This is a genomic window from Microlunatus sp. Gsoil 973 (assembly GCF_009707365.1).
Classification (GTDB): Bacteria; Actinomycetota; Actinomycetes; order Propionibacteriales; family Propionibacteriaceae; genus Microlunatus.
Map to the genome: position 1 here is coordinate 3,019,386 of NZ_CP046122.1, position 22,727 is coordinate 3,042,112.

Genomic DNA, 22,727 nt, shown 5'->3' on the forward strand with positions numbered 1-22,727 from the left:
GATCGAAGGGGGGACGGGCCCGACGCGTGACAGCTCGGATCGCGGCGCTCAGGCCTCGAGTTCGATGTCGACCTCACTGACGTTGCCGGTGCCGGCGACCACCACACGATCGGTGGTCACGCCGGGTGCGAGGGTCCGCAGCGTCCACCGGCCGTCGGCCGCGAAGAACCGGAAGTGTCCGGTGGCCGAGGTCTGCACCTCGGCGGTGAATTCACCGCCCCCATCCAGCAGCCGCACGTACGCTCCGGCGACCGGGTTGCCGCCACGCAGTACGCGGCCCTGGATCACGGCCTCGGAAGCGACGTCCACGCCGGCCAGGTCAAGTCCACCCTTGGTTGCTCCGCACATGTTCAGACCCCCTGCTTCGGCTCGGCCTCGCCGGGCTCGTCGCCGAGTGCGACCGGCACGCCGACCAGCGAGCCGTACTCGGTCCACGAGCCGTCGTAGTTCTTCACGTTCGGCTGTTCGAGCAACTCATGCAGCACGAACCAGGTGTGCGAGCTACGCTCACCGATCCGGCAGTAGGCGATGGTGTCCTTCTTCCAGTCCAGACCCGCCACGCCGTAGATCTGTTTGAGTTCCTCGTCGGACTTGAAGGTGCCGTCGTCGTTGGCCGCCTTGCTCCACGGGACGTTGACCGCGGTCGGGATGTGGCCGGCCCGCTGCGCCTGCTCCTGCGGCAGATGGGCCGGAGCGAGCAGCCGTCCGGCGAACTCGTCAGGGCTGCGCACATCGACCAGGTTCTGCGCACCGATGGCGGCGACGGTGTCGTCCCGGAAGGCGCGGATCGACCTGTCCTGCTCCCTGGCCACGTAGCTGGTGGGCTCGCGCTTCACCTCGTCAGTGGACAGCTCGCGGGCATCCAGCTCCCACTTCTTGCGGCCGCCGTCGAGCAGCTTCACGTCCTGGTGGCCATACAGCTTGAAGTACCAATAGGCGTACGCGGCGAACCAGTTGTTGTTGCCGCCGTAGAGCACGACGGTGTCGTCGTTGCTGATCCCGCGGTCGGACAACAAGGCCGCGAACTGCTCCTTGTTGACGAAGTCCCGGCGGACCGGATCCTGCAGATCCTGCTTCCAGTCCAGCTTGATGGCGCCCTTGATGTGGCCGCCGTCGTAGGCGGTGGTGTCCTCGTCCACCTCGACCAGGACGACCTTGGGATCGTCGAGATGTTCACTGACCCAGTCGGCTGTGACGAGGGCTTGACCCCTGCTCATGTGTGCTCCTGTTGGTTGTCCACGATCTGTTCACAGATCAGTTCGGCGGATCTATTCACGATGTGGCGTGAATGTTCGATATTCGGATGTCCCCCCGAAGGCGATGCCACGTCGTGGTGCGGCGGCCTGGTTCGGTTCGGGGGCGATTCCTGCGCTGCGACCAGGATCGACGGCCGGGACGGCAGCCGGAACGGCGGGCAGGACTCTCAGCAAGAACGACACAACGACGAGCGCATGCGGCCGAGATCGGTCGCCAGGCGCCGAGTGAGCATCAGGGCCCACGGAGTCGTTGAGATCACACCGTCACAGTACGGGCACTGTCTCCCACCACCAACAGGCTGGGCCAGATTCCGAGACGTTTGCCCACATTTTGGGACGGTCTTATCGGGTTTTCGCCGATGGGACGACGTCCGGGGATTGAGTCGGGCGATGGCCCGGATCGATCAGCCGCCGGCGAAGGGCGGCAGCACTTCGACCGCGACGTCCTCGGCCAGCGGTTGGTCCAAATCGGCCGGGTGCAGAGCGCGACCGTCGAGCAGCAGCGAGCATCCGGAGAGGATCTTGGCGAAGCGCTGGTCGGTACGGGAGCCTCCCGCCTGCGCCAGGGCGTCGGCGATCGTCGAGGCGGTGAAGAGGTCCTCCTCCACCCCGGCGGCAGCTCGAGCACCGGCCCAGTAGTGCAAGCGGACCTGAGTCATAGCGGTATTGTCTCCCACGATGCGTCGAGGCTCGGGGTGACCTCCGGGCCTCAGGTCGTTTACGACGGACTCGCGTTCACGAGGATGTGTCGGCTGACGAATCCATGCATCGTCAGCCGACCGCAGGCACCAAACGGGGAAGGACACATGGTCACCCTGCTGCTCCTGACAAACGACAGGCAGGCCTCCACCGAAGTCCTGCCCGCCCTGGAACTCCTGCCGCACCGGGTCCGCGTCGTCCCCGCCGAACCCACCGCGCTGTTGGACGCACCGCGGGCGGATCTGATCCTGCTCGACGCCCGTCGCGATCTGATCGGCGCCCGCGCACTCTGCCGGCTCATGGAGACGACCGGCAAGGAGGCACCGCTGATCGTCATCGTCGGCGAAGGCGGTCTAGCGGCGTTGGCCAGCGACTGGGGGTTCGACGATCTGTTGCTGCCCGCCGCGGGACCCGCCGAGGTCGATGCAAGGATCCGGCTAGCGCTGACCCCGACCGAGCAGGGCGACGCCGATGCCCTGATCCACAGCGGCAGCATCGTCATCGACGAGGCCGGTTACTCCGCCAAACTGAACGGCCAGCAGCTCGACCTGACCTACACCGAGTTCGAACTGCTGAAGTATCTTGCCCAACATCCCGGCCGGGTCTTCAGCCGGCAGCAGTTGCTCAGCGACGTCTGGGGCTACGACTATTACGGCGGGACGCGGACCGTCGACGTCCACGTCCGTCGGCTGCGGGCCAAGCTCGGGCCGGAGTACGAGTCGGTGATCGGGACGGTGCGCAACGTCGGATACCGCTACGTCATCCCCACCGAGGATGCAACGCCGAACCGGGTCGAGGCCACCTCCTGACCCTGGCTGCCGACCCCCGGCTGCCGGCGGTTGATTGCGCTTTCGAACCGATGACCTGTATCCGATCGCGAAATGTGCATCGTGGGGGTACTTTCCTGTCAGAGAGCAGGTGACGCGGATCACAGTCAGCGGGTCCGATCGGGGGTTCTCCAGTGTCTGAATGGACGACGACAACATTGATCGGGTCGGTCCAGCGCGCGCTCCGGCTGCTCGACATCGTCGGCGCATCGTCCAGGCCGCTGACCGTGAAGGCACTGGCCGGCCGCTCGGGGCTGAATATCGGTACTACGTACAACCTGGTCCGCACCCTGATCCACGAGGGCTACCTGCAGGCCGACCAGGACGGTGTCATCCTCGGACGCCGCTTCCCCGCGCTCGCCGACAGCGGCTCCGACGGGATCTTCCTGGCCCAGGTACGGCAGATCCTGACCGAGGTCTCAGCCGAGTTCGGCGCCGCGGCCTATCTGGCGCGCTTCGTCGACGGGGAGGTCGCGATCGTCGACATCGTCGACGCGCCGAGCCATCCCCGTGCGCCGCTGTGGGTGGGCATCCAGGACAGCGCACACGCAACCGCTCTCGGCAAGCAGATCCTGGCCGTCCTGGACCAGCCCGGCCAACTCGACTATCTCTCCCGGCATCCGCCCGCCGAGCTCACCCCGAACACCATCAGCGACTCCAGGGCACTGCTGGAGCAGCTGGAGCACTGCAGCGGTGTTGCGGTCGACCGACAGGAGTACGCGCTGGGCACCAGCTGTCTTGCGGTGCCGGTGCTGACACCGACGCTGCGCGCGGCGCTGGCCGTTTCGCTCACCTCGGGGGACGAACGGATCGATGATCCCGACGACATCGCCCGGCGGTTGCGGAGCGCCGCGGGGCGGCTGTCGCTCCGGCTGGCCGCCCAGGAATCCGGGTTGTGAAGCTCGGACCCGTCGATCCAACCCAGATCTCCGCTGACCGAGGGCCGGTCAGGCGGTTCACCATCTGAAAATGTCGCCCGTGCAATCGACGGACCGGCCAAGTACAGTCGATATCGGTAGGCGTCGCCCCCGATCCCCCAGATCAGGGAGCGGCGCGCGGCTCCACACAGCGATGCCGCCCACCCCGATCGTTCGGGCACACCTCTCCCCCCAGAACCGAACGATCGGGGACACGGCTGCCGAAGTGATACTCGCCACCTACCCGGACACCCGAGATCTCCCGGCAAGTCGGCGCGGCCGGGTCGATCAGCCGGACTCCCGGATCACCAGCCGATGGCGTACCTTCCGTCGGGCGCGGCGGGAACTGTCCGGGATGCTGCCGTCCAGCCGACCGAGCGCAATGTCGACCGCTGCCGCGGCGACGTCGGTCATGTCCAGCGCAAGGCTGGTGAGCTGCGGGGTGACGTAGGTTCCGGCAGCCAGCCCGTCGATGCCGATCACCCGGACATCGCCCGGCACGTCGCGGCCCTGCAGCCGCAACGCCTTCAACGCTCCGAAGGCCATGATGTCGTTGAAGCACATGATCGCGTCGGTCTTCGGCAGATCCTGGATGATCTTGCCGGTGGCCTCGATGCCGTCCTGGAGCTGATCACCGCCGGCGTGCACGTGACGTGCCCGGACAGCGTGGTCGGCCATGATCCGTACGAACTCCCGGGCTCGGTCACTCGGTCCGTCATGGCTCCTGGTGTCCAGCATCACCGGGTGTTGGACGCCATGGGCAAGAAGTTGATCGACAGCTGCCTGCAGTCCCGGTCGGAGATCGAAGACCACCCCGTTGGGATGATCACGCTTGCCGGCGGCATCCACCCAAACCACCGGGACGCCCGGCATCCGGCGATCCAGTTCCTCCCGGCCGAGATGGATGTAGCCGATCAGGGCGTCCACCTGATCGGCCATCCGCGTGATCATGGTCCGTTCGTGTTCGGCGCCGTTGCAGTCCAGCAGGACGACGTTCCAGTCACGTTCTGCCGCCCTGGCCACCACCGCCGACGCGAACTCCGGATAGTACGGATTCAGCAGGTTGCTGATCACCAGTCCGAGGGTGTGATGATCATGACGGACCAGCCCGCGGCCGAACCTCGACGGGTGATAGCCGAGCGTGCGGGCGGCTTCGAGAACCCGCTGTCGGGTCTCCGCGCTGATCCCGTCCATGTCGTTCATGGCCCGGGTCACGGTCTGCCTGGACACTCGCGCCAGCTCAGCCACGTCGTGGATGGTGACCCGACGCCCCCCGATTCCCAGCCTCGTCAAGCTACCTACTTCCTGATCCCTTGCTGATTCCGGGACGTCTGCTACTGGCGCAGATCCAACCAGGCCAGCTGCTCCGGGGTCAGGTCGACGCCGAGGCCCTGCAAAGAAGACCGAGTCTCGGTGATCGACCGCGGGCCGAACAACGGGAACGTCGGGAACGGCTGGCCCAGCACGAACGCGAGTGCGATCGCGGTGGCCGGCACGCCGAAGTCGGCGCCCAGCTTCTCCGCACGCCGCAGGCGCTCGAAGTTGTCGTCGCTGTAGAAGCAACGGACCAGCTCGGGGTCGCTGCGGTCGTCGGGTCGGGCCGGTCGGGCGAAGAACCCGCGGGCCTGGGACGACCACGGCAGCAACGGGATCTGGGCCTCGGTCAACCACTGCTTGGAGGCGGCGTCGGTGACGTGCCGGCAGCCCGCCCAGGGTACGTCGTACGCCTCCGCGAGACCGAAGTGGTTGCTGAGCACGGTGAAGCCCTGGCGGCCGTTGGCCTCGGCATAGGCGTTGGCCTCCTCGAACCGCTCCCGACTCCAGTTGGATCCGCCGAACACCTTGATCCGACCCTGCCGGTAGTGCTCGTCGAGGACGTCGACGAACTCACCGACCGGGATGTCGGTGTTGTCCCGATGCATCATGTAGATGTCGGCGTAGTCGGACTGCTGGCGATCGAGCGACTCCAGCAGCTGGGAGGTCAGCGATTCGGGATCGCAGTGGGGCGTGTGCGCACCCTTGACGATGACGACCACCTGGTCGCGAACGCCGCGGTTGGCCATCCACTGGCCGAGCAGCTTCTCATGCCTGCCTCCGCCGTAGATGTAGCCGGTGTCGAACGCGTTGCCGCCCAGGCTGAAGAAGTGGTCGAAGACGGCCGAGGCGTGGGCCAGGTCCGGCTGGTTGTCGCAACCGAAGACCAACCGCGACATTTGCTTGCCCAGTCCGTCGATGGTGCCGTACTTCATCGGCGGGGTGTTCGAACCGGGTCCCGGCGTCGCGACGGCGAGTGGTTCACCGGAGACGGTCGGAATGTCGGCGTCGTCGGCCTCGAAGGGATAGACCAGACCGATGGCAGACCGCCACTGGTCGAGCACCTTGGCGTTGCCGAGCGTGTCGGCAAGGCTCATCTCGATCGGACCGGCGGCCGGATCCTCGTCGAGCGCGCGGGCCAGGCCGTCGGCCTCGAGGGCGTACGGGAAGTGGCCGGCATAGCTGCGAGTCTCGGGCTCGGATCCGACGACGCTGATGGTCACCTGCGGGTCGGCCGACAGCGTCCAGGGATCGGCGATCTCGATCTTGCCCCTGGTGCCGAAGATCGTTACAGCGTTGGTGTCCTGGATGCGGACACCGGTCCGAGCCGAGGCGGTGATCCCACCCGGGAAGGACAACTGGGCCACCGCCCATTCGTCGACACCGGTCTCACCGATGGTCCCGCTGCCGCTGATCGACGTGGGATCGACGAACGGCTTTCCGGCAGCGGCGCCGACGATCGCCCGCGCGTAGCTGACCGGGTAGCCGCCGACGTCGAGGATGCCGCCGCCGGCGGTGTTCGGGTCGAACAACCGGCCCTCGGTGCGCCCGGTCCGGAAGGCGAAGCTCGCGTCGATGTGGATCAGTTCACCGATCACGCCGTCGGCGACCAGTTTCAGGACCTCCCGGGTCTGCGGATGGAACCGGTACATGTACGCCTCGAGCAGTCCGTTGCCGGTGTCCCGAGCGACATCGACCATGGTCATCACCTGGCCGTTGTTGGGTGCCAGTGGCTTCTCGCAGAGCACGTGCTTGCCGGCCCGCAGCGCCTTGATGGTGAGCACGGCGTGGGTGGTGTGCACCGTGGAGACGTAGACCGCGTCGACGTCGGGGGAAGCGAGCACTTCGTCGTAGCTTCCGAGCACGGCATCGGCACCGAGGCCGAACTCGTCGGCGAAGGCGCGGGCCCGTTGCAGGTCGGTGCTCCCGGCGCCGACCAGGGTGCCTGATTCGCTGTGCGGGAGCTGGGTGGCGAAGCGACGGGCGATATTGCCGGGGCCGAGCACGGCCCAACGCAGCTGGCGGGTCATCGTTGAATCATCCCTATCGGCGGCACGGCGGCCGGCTGAGCGTGGTGAACAGGAGAACGTCGTACGCGACGACGGCCCTCACGCTAGTTGATCATCTCCGAGCCGGTCAATCGGTGGCGGCAGTTCGTCGGTGGTGACTATTGACATCGGATCGGGGGAATGACACGCTCTCACCGGTGGGGGTCCGTGAACGTTCACGTCCACCCTGCCCGGAACTGTGTTGATCATGGATTCCGACGTACCACTACTCAATGCCGAGAGTGAGAGCCGATGGCCTTCCCCCGAAGATCATTTTTGGCCGGGGCCGCCGGGCTGGGTGCCCTGGCCGCCGCCGGCGGATTGTCAGCCTGCGGGTCGCAGGTTTCCATCTCCAGTGACCCCAAAGAACTCGTCCTGTGGTACTGGGATCGCTCCGCCGATCCGAAGCTCCTTGCCCAGGCTGCGAAGGAGATCCCCGGCACCAACGGGTACCGGCTGCGCGCCGACGTGATCGGCGGCACCTTCGACACCAAGTTGCGCACCAGCCTGGCGGGCAACGCGTTCATTCCCGACCTGACGTTCATCAACTCCAATGTCTCGCTGTACTTCCCCAACCAGGATCTCTTCCTCGACCTGAACTCTTTGGGTGCGGAGAAGTACCGGGAGCTGTACTTCGACTGGAAGTGGCAACTCGGCGTGACGCCGACCAACCGGTTCTGCTTCTTCCCGCTGGACACGGGTCCGACCGGCTTCTACTACCGCAAGGATGTCTTCGACAAGGCCAAGCTGCCGTCGGATCCGGAGTCGGTGAGCGAGGCGATGAAGACCTGGGACGGTTACATCGAACTCGGCCAGAAGTTGAAGCAGAACGTCGGCTCGTTCATGGACATCACGGCCAACCAGATCTTCAGCCAGTACATCAATGCCAGTCCGGAGCGCTACTTCGACAAGAGCGGCAAGCCGCTCTACATGAACAGCACCAGCACCATCCGCGACGCCTGGGACGTCGCGGTGAAGGCGATCAAGGCAGGCATCACCGGCAACCAGCAGAACGGCACCGACCAGAACGCGGCCTGGACGACCGGCAAGACTGCCGGACACATCGAGGCGGTCTGGTGGGCACAGATCCTGGCCGACACCGCACCCGACACCAAGGGCAAGTGGCGGTTGGCGTCCCAACCAGTCCGGGCCGGCAACAGCGGTGGTTCGTTCGTCTGCGTTCCGCACACCAGCAAGAACCCGGAGGCGGCGTTCAAGTTCATCACCTGGCTGAACAATCCGCAGAACCAGGCGCAGGCCTTCAACAACATGCAACTGTTCCCGTCGGCGAAGGACTCGTTCACCTCGGGCACGATGAAGAGCAACAGCGGCTTCTTCGGTGATCAGGACCCGTTGGACTTCTTCCTCAAGGCGGCCGAACAGGTGCCGACCTCCTTCATCAGCACCTATGAGACCCAGGCGCAGTACTTCGGCACCGAGATCACCAATGTCGAGAGCGGCGGAAAGAACCCCGACCAGGCCTGGAACGACGCGGTCAACCAGACGAACCGGACGCTGCGGAAGCGAGGGATCGACGTATGACCATCACCAACCCGGCAGTCACGCCGGCCACCGTCACCCAATCCGCGACACCCGGCCGGAACAAGCCCAATCCGATCAAGCGGTTCTGGCCGCAATACGTCTCGATCGCACCGTTCTACATCCTCTTCCTGGTCTTCGGCCTCTTCCCGCTGGTGTTCTCGATCTGGCTGTCCTTCAACGACTGGGACGGCATGGGCTCGATGAACTTCGTCGGCCTCGCCCAGTACCGGTTCCTGATCACCGACCCACGGTTCTGGAACGCCGTCGGCAACACCTTCATCATCTGGTTCATCTCGACGATCCCGATGCTGTTCCTCGCCCTGGTGATCGCCTTCCTGTTGCATCAGAACATCCGCTTCAAGGGCTTCTACCGGGTGGCGTTCTTCCTGCCGAACGTAACCAGCATGGTCGCGATGGCGATCGTCTTCGGTTCGGTCTTCTCCGACAGCTTCGGCGTGATCAACTCCGCGCTGCAGGCCCTCGGCGCCGCCCAGATCCCGTGGTTGTCCAGCCCCTGGGGCATCAAGATCACGATCGCCTGCATGGTGATCTGGCGCTGGACCGGCTACAACTCGATCATCTACCTTGCCGGCCTGCAGGCGATCTCCACCGAGCTGTACGAGTCGGCCCGGGTCGACGGCGCCAACGGCTGGAACATCTTCTCCCGGATCACCGTGCCACTGCTTCGGCCGGTCATCCTGTTCACCGTGATCACGTCGACGATCGGCGGCCTGAGCCTGTTCACCGAACCGCAGGTGCTGTTGGGCGACAGCGGCGGCCCCGGCGAGGCGGGTATGACGATCGTCCTCTACCAGTACAACCAAGCCTTCACGCAGTTCGACTTCGGTTACGGCTCGGCGATCGCCTGGGCGCTGTTCATCATCGCGGTGATCTTCGCGATCATCAACTGGCGGCTGGTCAGTGAGCGGGAGGTCGGAGGCCAGAAGGTCTTCAAGGTCCGTCGACAGCGCAAGGAGGTGGCGGAATGACCGCGACACTCGACCCCGGCACCACCCGGCTCGCCGATCCGACCGGCTCGGTCAGCAACGCCATGGCCAGGCGGCGCAGCCTGGTCACCCGGATCGTCACCCATGTCTGCATCGTGATCGGCGTCCTGTTCTCGATCTTCCCGTTCTACTGGCTGCTGGTGATGTCCACCCACAACACGGCCGAGATCTTCGGCTACCCGCCCAAGCTGTGGTTCGGCTCGGACTTCGCCACCAACATCAAGAACGTCGTGCAGAGTGTTGCGCTCTTCCGGTCGCTGCTGAACACCTTCCTGGTCTCGGCCGCGGTCGCGATTCTGGTGATGTTCTTCGACTCGCTGGCGGCGTACGCCTTCGGCAAGTACAACTTCCCGGCCAAGAACGTGCTCTTCACGATCCTGCTGGCAACGTTCCTGGTGCCCGGCAGCCTGTCGCTGGTGCCGAGCTTCGTGTTGATGAGCTGGCTGGGCTGGATCGGCAACTTCGCGGCGCTGATCGTTCCGGGCGCGGCCAACGCGTTCGGAATCTTCCTGCTCCGCCAGTTCGCGCAGACGTCGATCCCGGACGAACTCGTCGAATCGGCGCGGGTGGACGGTGCCGGATTCTTCCGCACCTGGTGGAGCATCGCCGTGCCGATGATGCGCGGCGGCATCGCCTTCCTCGGCATCTTCACCTTCATCGCCAGCTGGAACGACTACGTCTGGCCGTTGATCGTGCTGGTCGATCCACAGCGACTGACCCTGCAGGTCGCACTCTCCACGCTGAACTCGATCTACCGGACCGACTACGGCATGGTGATGGCGGGTGCGGTGATCAGCGTGGTCCCGTTGATCGGGATCTTCATCATCGGCTCCCGCCACTTCATCGCCAACATCGCCGCCGGCGCCCTCAAAGGCTGATGCCGAGGGGTCACTAAATCCCCAATATTTGCGGCGTGTCGTCGGCGGCCGTCTCGCACATCGGACATCGGGTCCGTTCTCCGAGCTGAGGAGAACGGACCCGATGAGCGTTCAGCGGAGGCACTGCTCGCGCCGGGCGAAGATCACCAGGGTGCAGTTGGCCGTACGGACCGGGCTGATCGCGTCTCCGGCCGGCGACACGCCGACTCTTCTATGTTTGTCAAGCGGTTGATGGCTCGATCTCGGGCGTGGTGTGGAGTGTCTGGAAGGCGCGGTAGAGCTGGCGGGCGAGGTAGCGCTTGAGGCAGCGTCGGATCTCTTTGGTCGTCCGTCCCTCGGCTCGTCGGCGGGCGACGTAGGCCCGGGTGTCGGGGTCGTGGGTCATGCGGGTGATCACGGCCATGTGTAGCGCCCGGTTGAGTCTGCGGTCGCCGCCGCGGTTGAGTCGATGACGGACGGTGTTGCCCGAGGATGCCGGGATCGGGCTGACTCCGGCCAGGGCAGCGAACGCGGCCTCGGATCGGACCCGGCCGGAGTGTGACCAGGCTGCGAGGGCAACTGCGACGGTGACCGGTCCGATGCCGGTCTTGTCCAGCAGGGACGAGACCTGACTGTGGTGGATCAGGTCGGTGATTTGGGCCTGGTTGGCTGCAATCTCTTGGTCCAGTTCGACGACTCGCTTGGCCAGCCGGACGGCCTCGGCCCGGGCGGTAGCCGTGGCGAGGTCTTCGACGCGGGCACGCCATCGGGCGATATCTGCGACCTGTTTGGCGGTGAGCGGCTTCCGCGCGTCGATGCCTAGGCCGACCACACGCACCAGCGCGATCAGTGCGTTGATGGTCGCGGTGCGTTCGGTAGTCATGTGGTCGCGGGCGGTGACCAGGATCTGCAATGCCGCCCGCAGACCATCGCTGCGCGGACGGCGCAGCTGATGCGGGTGCAGAGACAAGACCGCGGCCGCGATCCGGTGAGCGTCCAGCAGATCAGACTTACCGGTGCCATGGTGGGCCCGGGTGTCCATCCGAGCAGCCTCGACCACTTCGTAACCGAACCGGGTCACCGCTGCTGCCAGCCGGGCACCATAGGTGGCCACACCTTCGATCACCCACAAGGTGGCCAGATCACCACCGGTGCGGCGCGCGGCCCACGCGACGGCCCGGTCCATGCCGGCGTCGGTGGCGGGAAACTGATCGGTCGCGATCAGCTCACCGGTCACGGCGACCACGACGGCAAGGGTGTGAGAGCGGGCGTGAGTGTCGACACCCACGACAAACGGATGAGAATACGCGACGATGGTCACGGCGGTGGGACTTCCTTCCAGACAAGACCGACAGGGATCCGGCCGCAAACGGTCGGCGCAGGCCCGGGTGGAAGTCACTTCGGGGCAACACTGTGATGAGTCAGGCCCACCCGACAGGTGGAACCGACAATCTTCTGATCAAGTCACCGAGGTGGAGCCGGGTCAGCGTCGGCCTTCCGCCCTGAACCGGACAAGTCGGCTTGAAGGCACCCCACAAAGGAGCCACACATATCAAGAGTCACGACCAGGACGAAGCGACCGACGCTAACCCTGCCAGCCAGTCCCAGACCAGCCACCACAAGACTCACAGCGTATATCAGGGATTATGTGACCCCTCGCGGGTTAGCGGAGGGACTGGACCTTGGCGTTCAGCCTGCGAAGATAGGTCGGAACGGTGCCGGGCGGGCCGGAGCGGCGGAGGTACTGGGTGCCGCCGAAGATCTGGCCGAAGATCATCAGTATGAAGGCGATGCCGTCCAGGGTGCCGGCACCGCTGGCGAAGCCCGCCAGCGCGCTGCCCTCGATCGCACTGAACATGCCGACCAGGACCGCCGCATAGGAGACCAGGTGGGCGATCAACGACAGTCGCCGCCGCTGCTGGTAGCCCTCGTCGCCGCCCGAACGCCACTGCCGCAGCTGGCTGTGCCAACACCAGGCGTTGACACCGCAGCACACCAACAGCACGACGGCGGCGATCCAGGACATCAGCCGGAATCCGTAGCCCTCGACCCCTGGCTGATCGGCGATCTTGGCCGCCGCCAACGCCAACAGACTGAGTCCGGTTCCCACGCTCACCAGCGTGCGCTGGTTCGCGGCCCATCCGAGGTCGGGAATCCCGGGAGTGTTCACACTGTGGGTCATAGCCGTTCCAGCCTAGTCCGGGCCGTTGCCACCGAATCGCTACCGTAGGTCCGTGGAGACGGAAGGTCGGCACCAACGCTACGCAGTCGCTGCGACGACGTCGCTGCCCGCAGACGATCGCGAGACGCTGCTGGAAATGGCACGGCAGACCGAGGCGTACGACGGCAAACCGCCGTTGAACGACGAGGCCCTCCAGGCAGTCCAGCATCCGGAATCGCTGTCGCCGTCCCAGTCGCCCCTGCACGTCACGGTGCATCGGGTCGTCGTCGACGAGTCCGGTGAACAGACCCTCGACTGGGTGGGGTACGCGTTCCTCCGCGATCTGCATTCCGACCCCACCGGGTCGTTGTTCGTCATCCCGGATGCCCGCCGGGCGGGTGCCGGTCGACGGCTGCTGGCGGCCTGCATCGAGGCCGCCGAGTCCTCGGTACGGATCTGGGCGCCGGGCAACTCGGTGGCCGCGCAGACGCTGGCCGCCAGTGCCCACCTGGTGCCGGTCCGGGAGTTGTTGATCATGTCCCGGTCGCTGGCGGCACCGATCCTCGACCCGGAGCTGCCGGCCGGCATCAGCCTGCGCCGGTTCCGGCCGGGCGAGGACGACGACCAGTGGCTGGAGGTGAACGCCCGGGCGTTCGCCGATCACCCGGAGCAAGGACGGGTCACCCACGACGCGCTCCGCGCGACGATGACCGAGCCGTGGTTCGACGCCGCAGACTTCCTGGTCGCCGTCGACGAGGCCGGGCGCCTGCTCGGCTTCCACTGGATGAAGCAGCACTCCGATACGACGGGCGAGGTCTATGTTCTGGGTGTCGACCCCGCTGCTTCCCGGCGGGGACTGGGTAAGGCCCTGTTGCGGGCCGGGCTCATCCACCTCCGCGATGATCTCGGGCTCGCTGAGGTGATTCTGTACGTGGAGGGGGACAATGATCCGGCGGTCGGTCTGTACGTCCTGAACGGGTTCGACGTCATGAACCGCGACGTGCTTTATGGCCAGCAGCATCACGAGGAGTGAGCATGGAAACGACCAACACCGGGATCACCGAGCAGACCGCAGTGGACGGCCGGGACCATGATCACCAGTCCGACGGCGAGGGGGCCCCGAGGACCGCGCCGCTCGGCGCATCGCGGGTCCCGGCCTCCGGCAACGGCTCCGAGGAGCAGACGGCCTCCCCCATCACCACCACCTCGGCGACCGCCGGTGCGCCAGTCGACCCCGATCGCGACGAGATCGCGGGCAGCCAGACCCGGTTACTGGACAGCGGCCCGGCGGCTGTCGTCCGGACGTCGCCGGTGGGCCGTGCCCTGGCAGACGCCGAAGACGAGGACATCGTCCGGGATCTGCCGGCCAACCGCTACCTCGACCGCGAGCTGAGCTGGCTGGCCTTCAACAACCGGGTGCTGGCACTGGCCAAGGACAAGGTACGCATCCCCCTGCTGGAACGGGTCCGTTTCCTGTCGATCTTCTCCAACAACCTGGACGAGTTCTACATGGTCCGGGTCGCCGGTCTGAAGCGCCGGATCGCCGCCGGCGTCGCGGTGCCGAGTGTCAGCGGGCTGATGCCGCGGGAGATCCACGAAGCGATCCTGGAGCGGACCCGCGAGCTGGTCACCGAGCAGGCCCGGGTGTTCGCCGAGGAGGTACGCCCCGAGCTGGCCGAGCACGGGATCGAGATCCTGCGCTGGGATCAGTTGACCAGTGAGGAGAAGGCCCGGATGCGGCAGTTGTTCGCCGATCGGATCTTCCCGGTGCTGACCCCGCTCGCGGTCGACCCGTCGCATCCCTTCCCGTACATCTCGGGGTTGTCGCTCAACCTCGCGGTGATGGTCAAGAACCCCGACACCGGTGCGCGACAGTTCGCCCGGGTGAAGGTGCCCGACATCCTGCCGCGGTTCATCTCGTTGTCGGAGGGTCGCTTCGTCGCACTCGAGGACATCATCGCCCGCCACCTTGATCAACTCTTCGGCGGGCTGGAGATCGTTGATCACCATGTCTTCCGGGTCACCCGCAACGAGGACGTCGAGGTCGAGGAGGACGACGCCGAGAATCTCCTGGTGGCGTTGGAGAAGGAGTTGCTGCGCCGCAAGGTCGGCCGGCCGCCGGTGCGGCTCGAGGTCGCCGACACGATGGACGCCAAGATGCTCGAACTGCTGATGTCGGAGCTGGACGTCAGCGAGCACGAGGTCTTCCGGCTGCCGACCCCACTGGACCTTGTCGGGCTGTTCGCCGTCGCTGATCTTGATCGGGCGGAGCTGAAGTATTCGACCTTCGTGCCCAAGACGCATCCGCATCTGGCCGAGGTGGAGACGGCCAAGCCGGCAGACATGTTCGCCGCGCTGAAGCAGCGCGATGTCCTGCTGCACCATCCCTACGACTCGTTCTCGACCAGTGTCCAGCGCTTCATCGAGCAGGCCGCCGATGATCCGCAGGTGCTGGCGATCAAGCAGACCCTGTACCGGACGTCCGGGGACTCGCCGATCGTCGACGCGTTGATCGACGCCTCTGAGGCCGGCAAGCAGGTGTTGGCCGTTGTCGAGATCAAGGCCCGGTTCGATGAGCAGGCCAACATCGCCTGGGCCCGGCGGCTGGAGCAGCACGGCTGCCATGTCGTCTACGGGCTGATCGGGCTCAAGACGCATTGCAAGCTGGCGCTCGTGGTTCGCGACGAGCCCGAAGGGCTGCGCCGTTACGCCCACATCGGCACCGGCAACTACAACCCCAAGACCGCACGGCAGTACGAGGACATGGGGTTGCTGACCTCGAACCCCATCGTCACCGAGGACATCGGCCGGCTCTTCAACCACCTGTCCGGGATGAGTCAGGAGCGGGAGTACCGCCGGCTGCTGGTGGCGCCGCACGGCATCCGCACCGGGCTGATCGAACGGATCGAGAACGAGATCGAGCACCTCCGCGCCGGCCGACCGGCGGGGATCAAGATCAAGGTCAACTCGCTGGTCGACGAGGCGATCACCGACGCGCTCTACCGGGCGTCGATGGCCGGTGTGCCGATCGACCTGTGGGTTCGCGGCATCTGCACCCTGCGGCCGCAGATTCCTGGGCTGAGCGAGAACATCAGGGTGCGCAGCATCGTCGGCCGGTTCCTGGAGCACAGTCGGCTGTTCTGGTTCGCCAACGGCGGGACGCCGAACGTCGGAATCGGGTCCTCGGACCTGATGCATCGCAACCTGGATCGTCGGGTCGAGGTGCTGGTCTCGATCACCAACGGCGCGCACATCGCCGAGATCGAAGACCTCTTCGAGGCTGCGTTCAACGAGCGCACCGGGGCCTGGTGGTTGAGCGGTGACGGGACCTGGCACGAGCGGGTGCTCGATGACAAGGGCCAACCGCTCCGTGATCTTCAGGAGATGTTGATCAACCGATCGTCCCGCCGGCGTACCAAGTCGCCGTCAGCCGACCCTCGACCATGAGGCTGGCCTTGCCGACACTTCTGATCATCAGAGGAACGCCTTGGTGAGGGTGATCGAGGCAGCCGGAGCCGTGGTGCTCCGGCGCACCGGTGATGCCACCGAAGCGCTCGTGGTGCATCGTCCCCGCTACGACGACTGGTCGCTGCCGAAGGGCAAGCTCGAGCCCGGCGAGATCTCGCCGACCGCGGCCGTCCGTGAGGTGCTCGAGGAGACCGGAACGCACATCCGGTTGCAGGCGCCCTTGGACGCCACCAGCTATCTCACGCCGAAGTCTGCGGAGAAGACGGTGTCCTGGTGGCGTGGGACGGTGCTCGATGATCATCAGGTCCGGGCCTCCGCCCACGATGACGAGGACCGGTATCCGGAGATCAGCGAGGTCGACGACGTCGCCTGGTTGTCGATCGACGAGGCCGCCGACCGTCTGCACTACGACCTGGACCGGACCACCCTCGACCAGGCGATGGAGCAGCCGGTCACCACGCCGTTGATCATCGTCCGGCATGCCAAGGCGATCAACCGGAAGGACTGGCACGGCACGGACCCCGACCGGCCGTTGCGGCCCCGAGGCCGGGTGCAGTCCCGTCAGTTGATCAACATACTGGGAGCGTACGGAATCCGGGAGCTCTACACCTCACCGTGGCTGCGCTGCACCGCGACCCTGCAGCCGTACGCTCTGGACGCCCGGCTCAGCTCCACGGCACTGGCGATCTTGAACGAGGAACTCGGTGCGGATGATCCGGCGGGGGTGTCCGAGGCGATGGACGGGCTGCGGGAACGTGCCGTGGTCGAGCACAGACCGATCGCCGTCTGCGGACACCGTCCGGTGCTACCCGCGATGCTCGCCGCGCTCGACGTACCCGACCGCCCGCTGACCACGGCGGAGTGCGTCGTGGTGCACCTGACGGACACCGCGGCTGTGCACGCTGTGGAGTTCCATCGCCCGCTCGCCTGACCCCCGTGCCGGGGTCAACCCGGTCGGCCATCGCGACCGGCGGCCGGGGTTCGGATGATGGCCAGGATCACGCCGGCCGCGGTGACCAGGACGCCGAGAAATCCCAGCACGCCGATCCGGTCGCCGAACATGATCCAGGTCCACAACATCGTCGTCGGCGGACTCAGGTAGAGCCAGGTGCCGACCGCGACCGCACCCTGCCGGCGAATCACCAGCAGGAAGGCGCCATAGCCGCCGAGGCCGCTGAGCAGGGCGATCCAAGCGACGGCGAACCAGAAGTCCGTCGTGGCCGGCGGCCGCAGCTGCCCGGTGAGTGCGGACGCTGCCGTCACCGTCACGGCGGCGGTGCAGGTCTGGGTGGCCAGCGACACCAGCAGCGATCCGGTACGCCACCGCCGGCTGAGCAGCGTGCCGCCGCTGAGAGCGATCACGCCGACAACGACCAGCAGGTACGCCCAGGTCGGCGCCCGCCCGATGCTGAGTCCACCGGAGACCACAACGCCGACCCCGATCAGTCCGATGGCCAGCCCGATCCGCTGCCGTGGACGGGTGCGCTCGCCCAGGAACGGCCCGGCAGCCACCGCGACCAGCAGCGGCTGGAGCGCCGCGATCAACGACGTCGTGCCGCCGGACACGCCGTGCCGGACCGCGATGTAGCAGGCGCTCAGATAGACCGCGACGGCAAGCAGACCGATCACGGCCTGACGGCCGATCTCGTGACGGTCGAACCGCGGGCGGACGATGGCACAGACGCCGAGCAGGATCAGCGATCCCACGACGAACCGCCAGGACAACAGGGTCAGCGGTTCAGCGTAACGGGCGCCGAGTTCCGCGCCGACGAAGCCGGAACTCCACAACACGACCAGCGCGACGCCCGGCAGGACGGTGCCGAGCCGCGTACGGAGGCGGGAGACCGTGCGCACGGCGGGACGATCGGGTGCCCTGAGGGCTTCATCGATGCTCACCCGGACGATGTAACCATACCGGTTGGTATACTTTCAGTATGGTTTCCGGAGTTTCCGCCCGACGCCGTACCCCACCTGGCCGGATCGATCTGGACCGGCTGCCCCCGGCGGGCCGGCGCATCCTCGCAACCGCCGGCGAACTCTTCTATCGGCGCGGGATCGCCGCCGTCGGCGTCGAGGAGATCGCGGAGCAGGCGATGACCACCAAGAAGACCATCTACGACCGCTTCGGGTCCAAGGAGGGACTGGTCACGGCCTACCTGCAGAGCCGTTGCCGCACCTGGCAGCAGTACCTCGCAGAGTGGCTCGACGGGTCGACCAGTGCAGGCCCGGAGCGGGTCCTGGAGCCGCTGCGCGCACTCCACGCGTGGATGATCAACAACGACCGCGGCTGCGGTTTCGTCAACGCCTACGCCGAACTCGCCGGCACCGGGCACGCAGGTTTGCAGGTGATCGCCGAGGAGAAACGGATGGTCCGCGAGGTGTATGCACAGTTGATCACCGAGGCCGGACTGGACGAGGTGGAGCGGCGCGCTGACGAGCTCGCCATAGTCCACGAGGGAACGATCCAGCAGGTCGCCGCGGCGGGCAATCCGCGTGCCGCCGAGCGGGCCATCGATCTGGGCAGGTTGATCCTTTCCTGACCCAGGGACGCCGAGAGTTCCTGTGAGAGCGACTCCGACGCCGCATAGACTCCCTCCGTGGCAAACGCAGGTTGGTATCCGGATCCAGGCGGCCAGCAGGGCATGTACCGCTATTGGGACGGGCACGCCTGGTCGGCGGTGACCACCTCGAACCCGGCCGCGCCACCACCCAGCCAGGGCCTCGGCCAGTCAAGTCCCTCGGGAGGCGGGCAACAGCCCTACGGATCCGGTCAGTCCGGTGGCCAGCAGTACGGGCAGAACCAGTACGGGCAGAACCAGTACGGGGGCATCCCGACACAGCCGAGTGCGTACCAGGCCTATCAGCAACAGACGAAGAAGCGCAGCGGCGTGGGCTGGTGGCTGGGCGGCGCCGCCGTCCTGGTTGTGCTGATCATCGTCGGGGTGATGGTGATCCGGAACCTCGGCGGTGGCGGCGGCCTCAACGACCCGACGGGCGGTGGCGGCGGCTCGTCCAACCCCTGCCCGACCACGACCACGCAGCCGTCAGCCAACCCGAACCATCCCAACGACGGCCGGGTGCACGGTGGTCCGATCTCCTATCCCCTACTGGGGCAACCGTGGGGCGCACCGATGCCGGACTCGCGTGTGCCGTTCGGTACCGACGTACAGGAGCAGGCGATCACCACCGAAGCCAGCTATCAGCCGGGAAGCAACTGGGTCGCGTCGGTGCTGATCGCCCAGTTGATCGCCGGCGACGGCTTCTTCACCCCGAAGGAGGGCACGAGCATCGTCGCCAGGTGCGTGGTCGGCGCCTTCTACGGGGACAACCCGGTCGAGCGGCACGATGAGGTGAGCAAGGCCATGAAGGTCGATGGCCACGACGCCTGGTACTTGCGCTCCCACCTGACCTTCGACATCGAGGGTCTGCAGGCCAAGGGTGAGGTGATGACGATCGTTGTGATCAACGCCGGCGCCACCTCCGGTCTTTACTACGCATCGATCCCCGACAACGCCAAGCGATGGCAGGCGCCCGCGGACCAGGCGCTGGAGGGCATCACCGTCGACAAGTGATCATGAACTGGTGCAATCGGCCAGACCGTGCCGGGCCTTCATGATCAAGACCCTGGTCGCGGCCTGTCGGACCTGGGCACGCAAACCCGGATCGTCGGCTGCATCCTGCCGCACGGCGTCGACCATCGGCTCGACATCGGCCGGCTGACCGACGATCGAAAGGTCGCCACCGGCCCGGATGAACCGCAGCGCACGATGGCGTACGGCGACCCCGTTCAATGCCTTGCCGTCCAGATCGTCGGAGATGATCACCCCGCCGAAACCGAGATCGCCCCGGATCATCCCGTCCAACACGGTTCGGGAGAAGGTGGCCGGACGGTTCGGGTCGATCTTGGTGTAGACCGCCGAGGACACCATCACCATGTCGACGCCTGACCGGATGCCCGCCCGGAAGCCGGCGAGCCTTCTGTCGTGACGGGTGGTCACGTCGTCTGTCACGTCCGTGCTGGTGTCGGTGTTGCCGCGGACGATGCCGAGGCCGGGGAAGTGCTTCACCGTCGTTGCGACACCGGCCGCCTCCATGCCGGTGATGAAGGCGACGTTCTTGCGTGCCACGACGTCCGGATCCGGGCCGTAGCCGCGATGCAACGCACCGATCGGCTGGTTGAGTGTGCCGATCGACGTCGGGACCACGTCCGACACGGGAGCCAGGTTCGCGGTGATCCCGGCCCGCTTGAGCTGACGGCCCCAGTGCCGCGCGTCCGATCGCAGTCGACCGTCGGAGATCGTTGCCTGTTCCTCGGCGCTGGGGACGGTGTCGAATCCGGGGCCGGCCAACCGCTGGACCAGGCCGCCCTCCTGGTCGGCGGCCAGCAGCACCTGCACACCGTGATCAGCGCCGACCCGCTGTTTGATCGAGGAGGTGACCTCGGAGATCGTGGACCGGCCGGCGGTGGAATTGCCCAGCAGCAGCACCGATCCGATCTTGAGCGAGGCGAGCCGGTCGGCCTCGCTGGTGGTCATGCCCGACGAGCTCGTGGCGGCCATGAACAGTTGGCCGACCTGCTGGTCAAGCGACAGTTCCCCGGCGAGGGTCGAGCAGCTTCCTGCGGGGGTGCCGGGCTTGTTGCTGGACGCGGGGTGACTCGGTGTCTTCGGCCCGCCCGCCGATGACGTCGCCTCCGGCGGGCTCGTCGGTGACGTGGAGCCCGCCGAAGTCGGGCCGGAGGAAGTGGGCGACGTCCTGCCGCCGGGCGAGGCCGCCGGGCTGGTCGCGTCGGAATCGGGCGTTACCGGCTGGCCACAGGCGGCCAGCGCAACTACCGCGGCCGCGGCCAGACCTGCAGCACCGACCCGGATGGTACGGCTGCAGCCGACCACAGATCGGCGTGCTGGGTGGTTCCGGGCTCGACGCTGCTCGGTGATCACCCGCTCGACTCTGCCATGCCCGGCAGGTCCGCCCAAACCGGCGACATCTCGCCCGTGTCGGCGCTCTGCCATCAGTCGAATCGCAGGGACAGCAGTGCGTTCTCGACCAGCTCCGGCAGGGCGGGGTGGATCCAGTACTGACCCCGGGCCATCTCCGGCACGGCCAGTCCGAAGCTCATCGCCTGGATCAGCGGTTGGATCAAGGTCGATGCCTGGGGTCCGATGATGTGGGCCCCGATCAGCTGCTTCGATCGGCGGTCGGCGATCAGCTTGGCGAAATGTCTGGTGTCCTCCATCGCCCACCCGTAGGCGACACTGCCGTACTCCTGGACCGCGGTGACGAAATCGCGACCCTCATGGATCGCGTCCTGTTCGGTCAGCCCTACGGAGGCGACCTGCGGATCGGAGAAGACCGCGTGCGGAACGAACCGATGGTCGGACTTGATCATCGAATCAGGGTGCAACAGGTTGTGCTGGACGACCCGGGCCTCGTGATTTGCCACGTGCTTGAGTTGATAGGGCGAAGAGACGTCGCCCAATGCGAAGACACCGTCCGCAGTCGTCTGCTGGTAATCGTCGACGATCACCCGGCCCTCGTCGTCAAGATCGACCCCGGCGGCCGCGACGTCCAGCAGATCACCGTTGGGCCGGCGCCCGATGGCAACAAGGAGCAGGTCTGCCGTCAGGGTCCGTTCCCGGTCGGTGATCATCCGAATCCGCCCGTCGTCGCAAGCCTGCACCTCGGTGACGCGGGTGTTCCTGAGTACCCGCACCCGCTCCCCGATCAGGTCGGTGAACCGGGTCGCGACGTCGTCGTCCTCGTGCCGCAGCATCCGGTGGGAGCGCAGCACGACGGTGACGTCGACGCCGAAGGCGGAGAAGATGTGAGCGAATTCTGCAGCGATGAATCCACCGCCGAAAATGATCATCGACTCCGGGAGCTCGTCGATCCGCATCACGGTATCTGAGGTGTGCACGGTCACCTCGTCCAGTCCCGGAACGTCCGGCAGCACGGCGCGGCTGCCGGCTGCGATGACGATCCGGTCGGCGGTGATCTGATCATCGGCGACCTGCAGTGTCTTCGGGGCGACGAACCCCGCATGCTCGCGATAGAGCGTGACGTTGTGCGCCGCGGCCCGCCACTGCTCGCCGCCGGACGAGATCGGGTCGATGCGACCGAAGATCCGGTCCCGGATGGCTTTCCAGTCGGCCCGGTTGAAGGTCAGGTCGACGCCCAGGCGCGCGCCCTCGACCGGGCTGGTCGCCACGTCGGCGGGAAGGACGAACATCTTGGTCGGGATGCAGCCGAGGTTGAGACAGGTTCCACCGAAGACGGCGTTCGGGCCGACACCCTGATCGATCAGTGCCACGCTCTGGTGGGCGAACTGCTCGTCGACGATCGAGTTGCCGGATCCGGAGCCGATGACGCACAGATCGAAGTGCCGCATGTCCCGATCGTGCCATGCCGGATGGGCGGTGGCCTGCCCCTGGGGGTGTGGACTTGGTAACACATGGCGGGGTTTCGCGGGGCCCTGTCCCTAAAGGTGTGGAATTGGTAACACGTGGCGCGGTTTCGTGGCCGGCCCGCCCCTGGGGGTGTGGATTTGGTAGCACGTGGCACGAATTCGCGGCGGCACGGGCGCGCAGACCGAGTGAGCGGAGCGCGGACCCCCTCCCTGGGCGACAGGGCG

At 66.5% G+C, this 22,727-nt stretch carries 20 protein-coding genes; 10 read left to right on the forward strand and 10 right to left on the reverse strand.

Translation table 11 applies throughout. The features are described 5' to 3' along the window. Positions 1–48: 48 nt before the first annotated feature. The 3 genes from GJV80_RS14220 to GJV80_RS14230 all read right to left on the reverse strand — a co-directional run bounded on the left by GJV80_RS14220 (position 49) and on the right by GJV80_RS14230 (position 1,915). A complete protein-coding gene (locus GJV80_RS14220) occupies positions 49–348 on the reverse strand; it encodes a DUF1416 domain-containing protein (RefSeq protein WP_154688462.1) in 300 nt (99 codons plus the stop codon). Positions 349–350: 2 nt separating this feature from the next. Further along, positions 351–1,217 carry a sulfurtransferase gene (locus GJV80_RS14225; RefSeq protein ID WP_154688463.1) on the reverse strand — a complete coding sequence of 289 codons (867 nt, stop codon included), beginning with the start codon at positions 1,215–1,217 and terminating at the stop codon, positions 351–353. 443 nt (positions 1,218–1,660) lie between these two features. Continuing rightward, positions 1,661–1,915, reverse strand: coding sequence for a MoaD/ThiS family protein (locus GJV80_RS14230; protein WP_154688464.1), 255 nt, complete (start codon positions 1,913–1,915; stop codon positions 1,661–1,663). A gap of 147 nt (positions 1,916–2,062) precedes the next feature. On the opposite strand from GJV80_RS14230, the gene GJV80_RS14235 reads away from it, so the two are divergent. Both GJV80_RS14235 and GJV80_RS14240 read left to right on the forward strand, forming a co-directional pair. Beyond that, a complete protein-coding gene (locus tag GJV80_RS14235; protein WP_154688465.1) occupies positions 2,063–2,764 on the forward strand; it encodes a response regulator transcription factor in 702 nt (233 codons plus the stop codon). A gap of 152 nt (positions 2,765–2,916) precedes the next feature. Next, a complete protein-coding gene (locus GJV80_RS14240) occupies positions 2,917–3,681 on the forward strand; it encodes an IclR family transcriptional regulator (protein ID WP_154688466.1) in 765 nt (254 codons plus the stop codon). Between the two features lie 306 nt (positions 3,682–3,987). Here GJV80_RS14240 and GJV80_RS14245 read toward each other — a convergent pair whose 3' ends face one another. Next, positions 3,988–4,947: a LacI family DNA-binding transcriptional regulator gene (locus tag GJV80_RS14245; RefSeq protein WP_195908929.1), complete on the reverse strand. Its 960-nt coding sequence runs from the start codon at positions 4,945–4,947 to the stop codon at positions 3,988–3,990. Between the two features lie 86 nt (positions 4,948–5,033). Beyond that, positions 5,034–7,043 carry an aldo/keto reductase gene (locus GJV80_RS14250; RefSeq protein WP_154688468.1) on the reverse strand — a complete coding sequence of 670 codons (2,010 nt, stop codon included), beginning with the start codon at positions 7,041–7,043 and terminating at the stop codon, positions 5,034–5,036. A 294-nt stretch (positions 7,044–7,337) separates the two neighbouring features. Here GJV80_RS14250 and GJV80_RS14255 point away from each other — a divergent pair, with 294 nt between their 5' ends. Genes GJV80_RS14255 through GJV80_RS14265 form a run of 3 tightly spaced genes read left to right on the forward strand, consistent with a single transcriptional unit; the run spans position 7,338 to position 10,488 of the window. Continuing rightward, positions 7,338–8,603 (forward strand): ABC transporter substrate-binding protein, encoded by a 1,266-nt coding sequence (locus tag GJV80_RS14255; protein ID WP_230207696.1) that lies wholly within the window; start codon positions 7,338–7,340, stop codon positions 8,601–8,603. After that, positions 8,600–9,592, forward strand: a complete 993-nt coding sequence (locus GJV80_RS14260; protein ID WP_154688470.1) for a carbohydrate ABC transporter permease — start codon at positions 8,600–8,602, stop codon at positions 9,590–9,592. Before GJV80_RS14255 ends, GJV80_RS14260 begins: the two co-directional genes overlap by 4 nt. Next, positions 9,589–10,488, forward strand: coding sequence for a carbohydrate ABC transporter permease (locus tag GJV80_RS14265; protein WP_154688471.1), 900 nt, complete (start codon positions 9,589–9,591; stop codon positions 10,486–10,488). The genes GJV80_RS14260 and GJV80_RS14265 overlap by 4 nt, the downstream gene beginning before the upstream one ends. Before the next feature lie 220 nt (positions 10,489–10,708). On the opposite strand, the gene GJV80_RS14270 is transcribed toward GJV80_RS14265, so the two are convergent. Together GJV80_RS14270 and GJV80_RS14275 are read right to left on the reverse strand one after the other, a co-directional pair. Next, a complete protein-coding gene (locus GJV80_RS14270; RefSeq protein WP_154688357.1) occupies positions 10,709–11,788 on the reverse strand; it encodes an IS110 family transposase in 1,080 nt (359 codons plus the stop codon). A 342-nt stretch (positions 11,789–12,130) separates the two neighbouring features. Then, positions 12,131–12,649 (reverse strand): hypothetical protein, encoded by a 519-nt coding sequence (locus tag GJV80_RS14275; RefSeq protein ID WP_154688472.1) that lies wholly within the window; start codon positions 12,647–12,649, stop codon positions 12,131–12,133. A 52-nt stretch (positions 12,650–12,701) separates the two neighbouring features. On the opposite strand from GJV80_RS14275, the gene mshD reads away from it, so the two are divergent. The 3 genes from mshD to GJV80_RS14290 are packed head-to-tail and all read left to right on the forward strand — an operon-like array spanning position 12,702 to position 17,027. Beyond that, a complete protein-coding gene (gene mshD, locus GJV80_RS14280) occupies positions 12,702–13,661 on the forward strand; it encodes a mycothiol synthase (RefSeq protein WP_230207697.1) in 960 nt (319 codons plus the stop codon). Between the two features lie 2 nt (positions 13,662–13,663). Then, positions 13,664–16,075 (forward strand): RNA degradosome polyphosphate kinase, encoded by a 2,412-nt coding sequence (locus tag GJV80_RS14285; protein ID WP_230207698.1) that lies wholly within the window; start codon positions 13,664–13,666, stop codon positions 16,073–16,075. 43 nt (positions 16,076–16,118) lie between these two features. Next, positions 16,119–17,027 carry an NUDIX domain-containing protein gene (locus GJV80_RS14290; RefSeq protein ID WP_195908930.1) on the forward strand — a complete coding sequence of 303 codons (909 nt, stop codon included), beginning with the start codon at positions 16,119–16,121 and terminating at the stop codon, positions 17,025–17,027. 14 nt (positions 17,028–17,041) lie between these two features. Here GJV80_RS14290 and GJV80_RS14295 read toward each other — a convergent pair whose 3' ends face one another. Then, complete coding sequence (locus tag GJV80_RS14295; RefSeq protein ID WP_230207699.1) at positions 17,042–17,992, reverse strand: DMT family transporter; 951 nt, start codon at positions 17,990–17,992, stop codon at positions 17,042–17,044. Between the two features lie 38 nt (positions 17,993–18,030). On the opposite strand from GJV80_RS14295, the gene GJV80_RS14300 reads away from it, so the two are divergent. Beyond that, complete coding sequence (locus tag GJV80_RS14300) at positions 18,031–18,636, forward strand: TetR/AcrR family transcriptional regulator (RefSeq protein WP_154688474.1); 606 nt, start codon at positions 18,031–18,033, stop codon at positions 18,634–18,636. A 57-nt stretch (positions 18,637–18,693) separates the two neighbouring features. After that, the gene (locus GJV80_RS14305; protein WP_154688475.1) at positions 18,694–19,668 is read left to right on the forward strand and encodes a DUF2510 domain-containing protein; all 975 of its coding nucleotides are present in this window, start codon (positions 18,694–18,696) and stop codon (positions 19,666–19,668) included. Here the strand turns inward: GJV80_RS14305 and GJV80_RS14310 are convergent, their stop codons facing one another. Both GJV80_RS14310 and GJV80_RS14315 read right to left on the reverse strand, forming a co-directional pair. Then, a complete protein-coding gene (locus tag GJV80_RS14310; protein ID WP_154688476.1) occupies positions 19,669–21,108 on the reverse strand; it encodes a glycoside hydrolase family 3 N-terminal domain-containing protein in 1,440 nt (479 codons plus the stop codon). Next, positions 21,108–22,484 (reverse strand): mycothione reductase, encoded by a 1,377-nt coding sequence (locus tag GJV80_RS14315; RefSeq protein WP_154688477.1) that lies wholly within the window; start codon positions 22,482–22,484, stop codon positions 21,108–21,110. The genes GJV80_RS14310 and GJV80_RS14315 overlap by 1 nt, the downstream gene beginning before the upstream one ends. Positions 22,485–22,727: the final 243 nt, after the last annotated feature.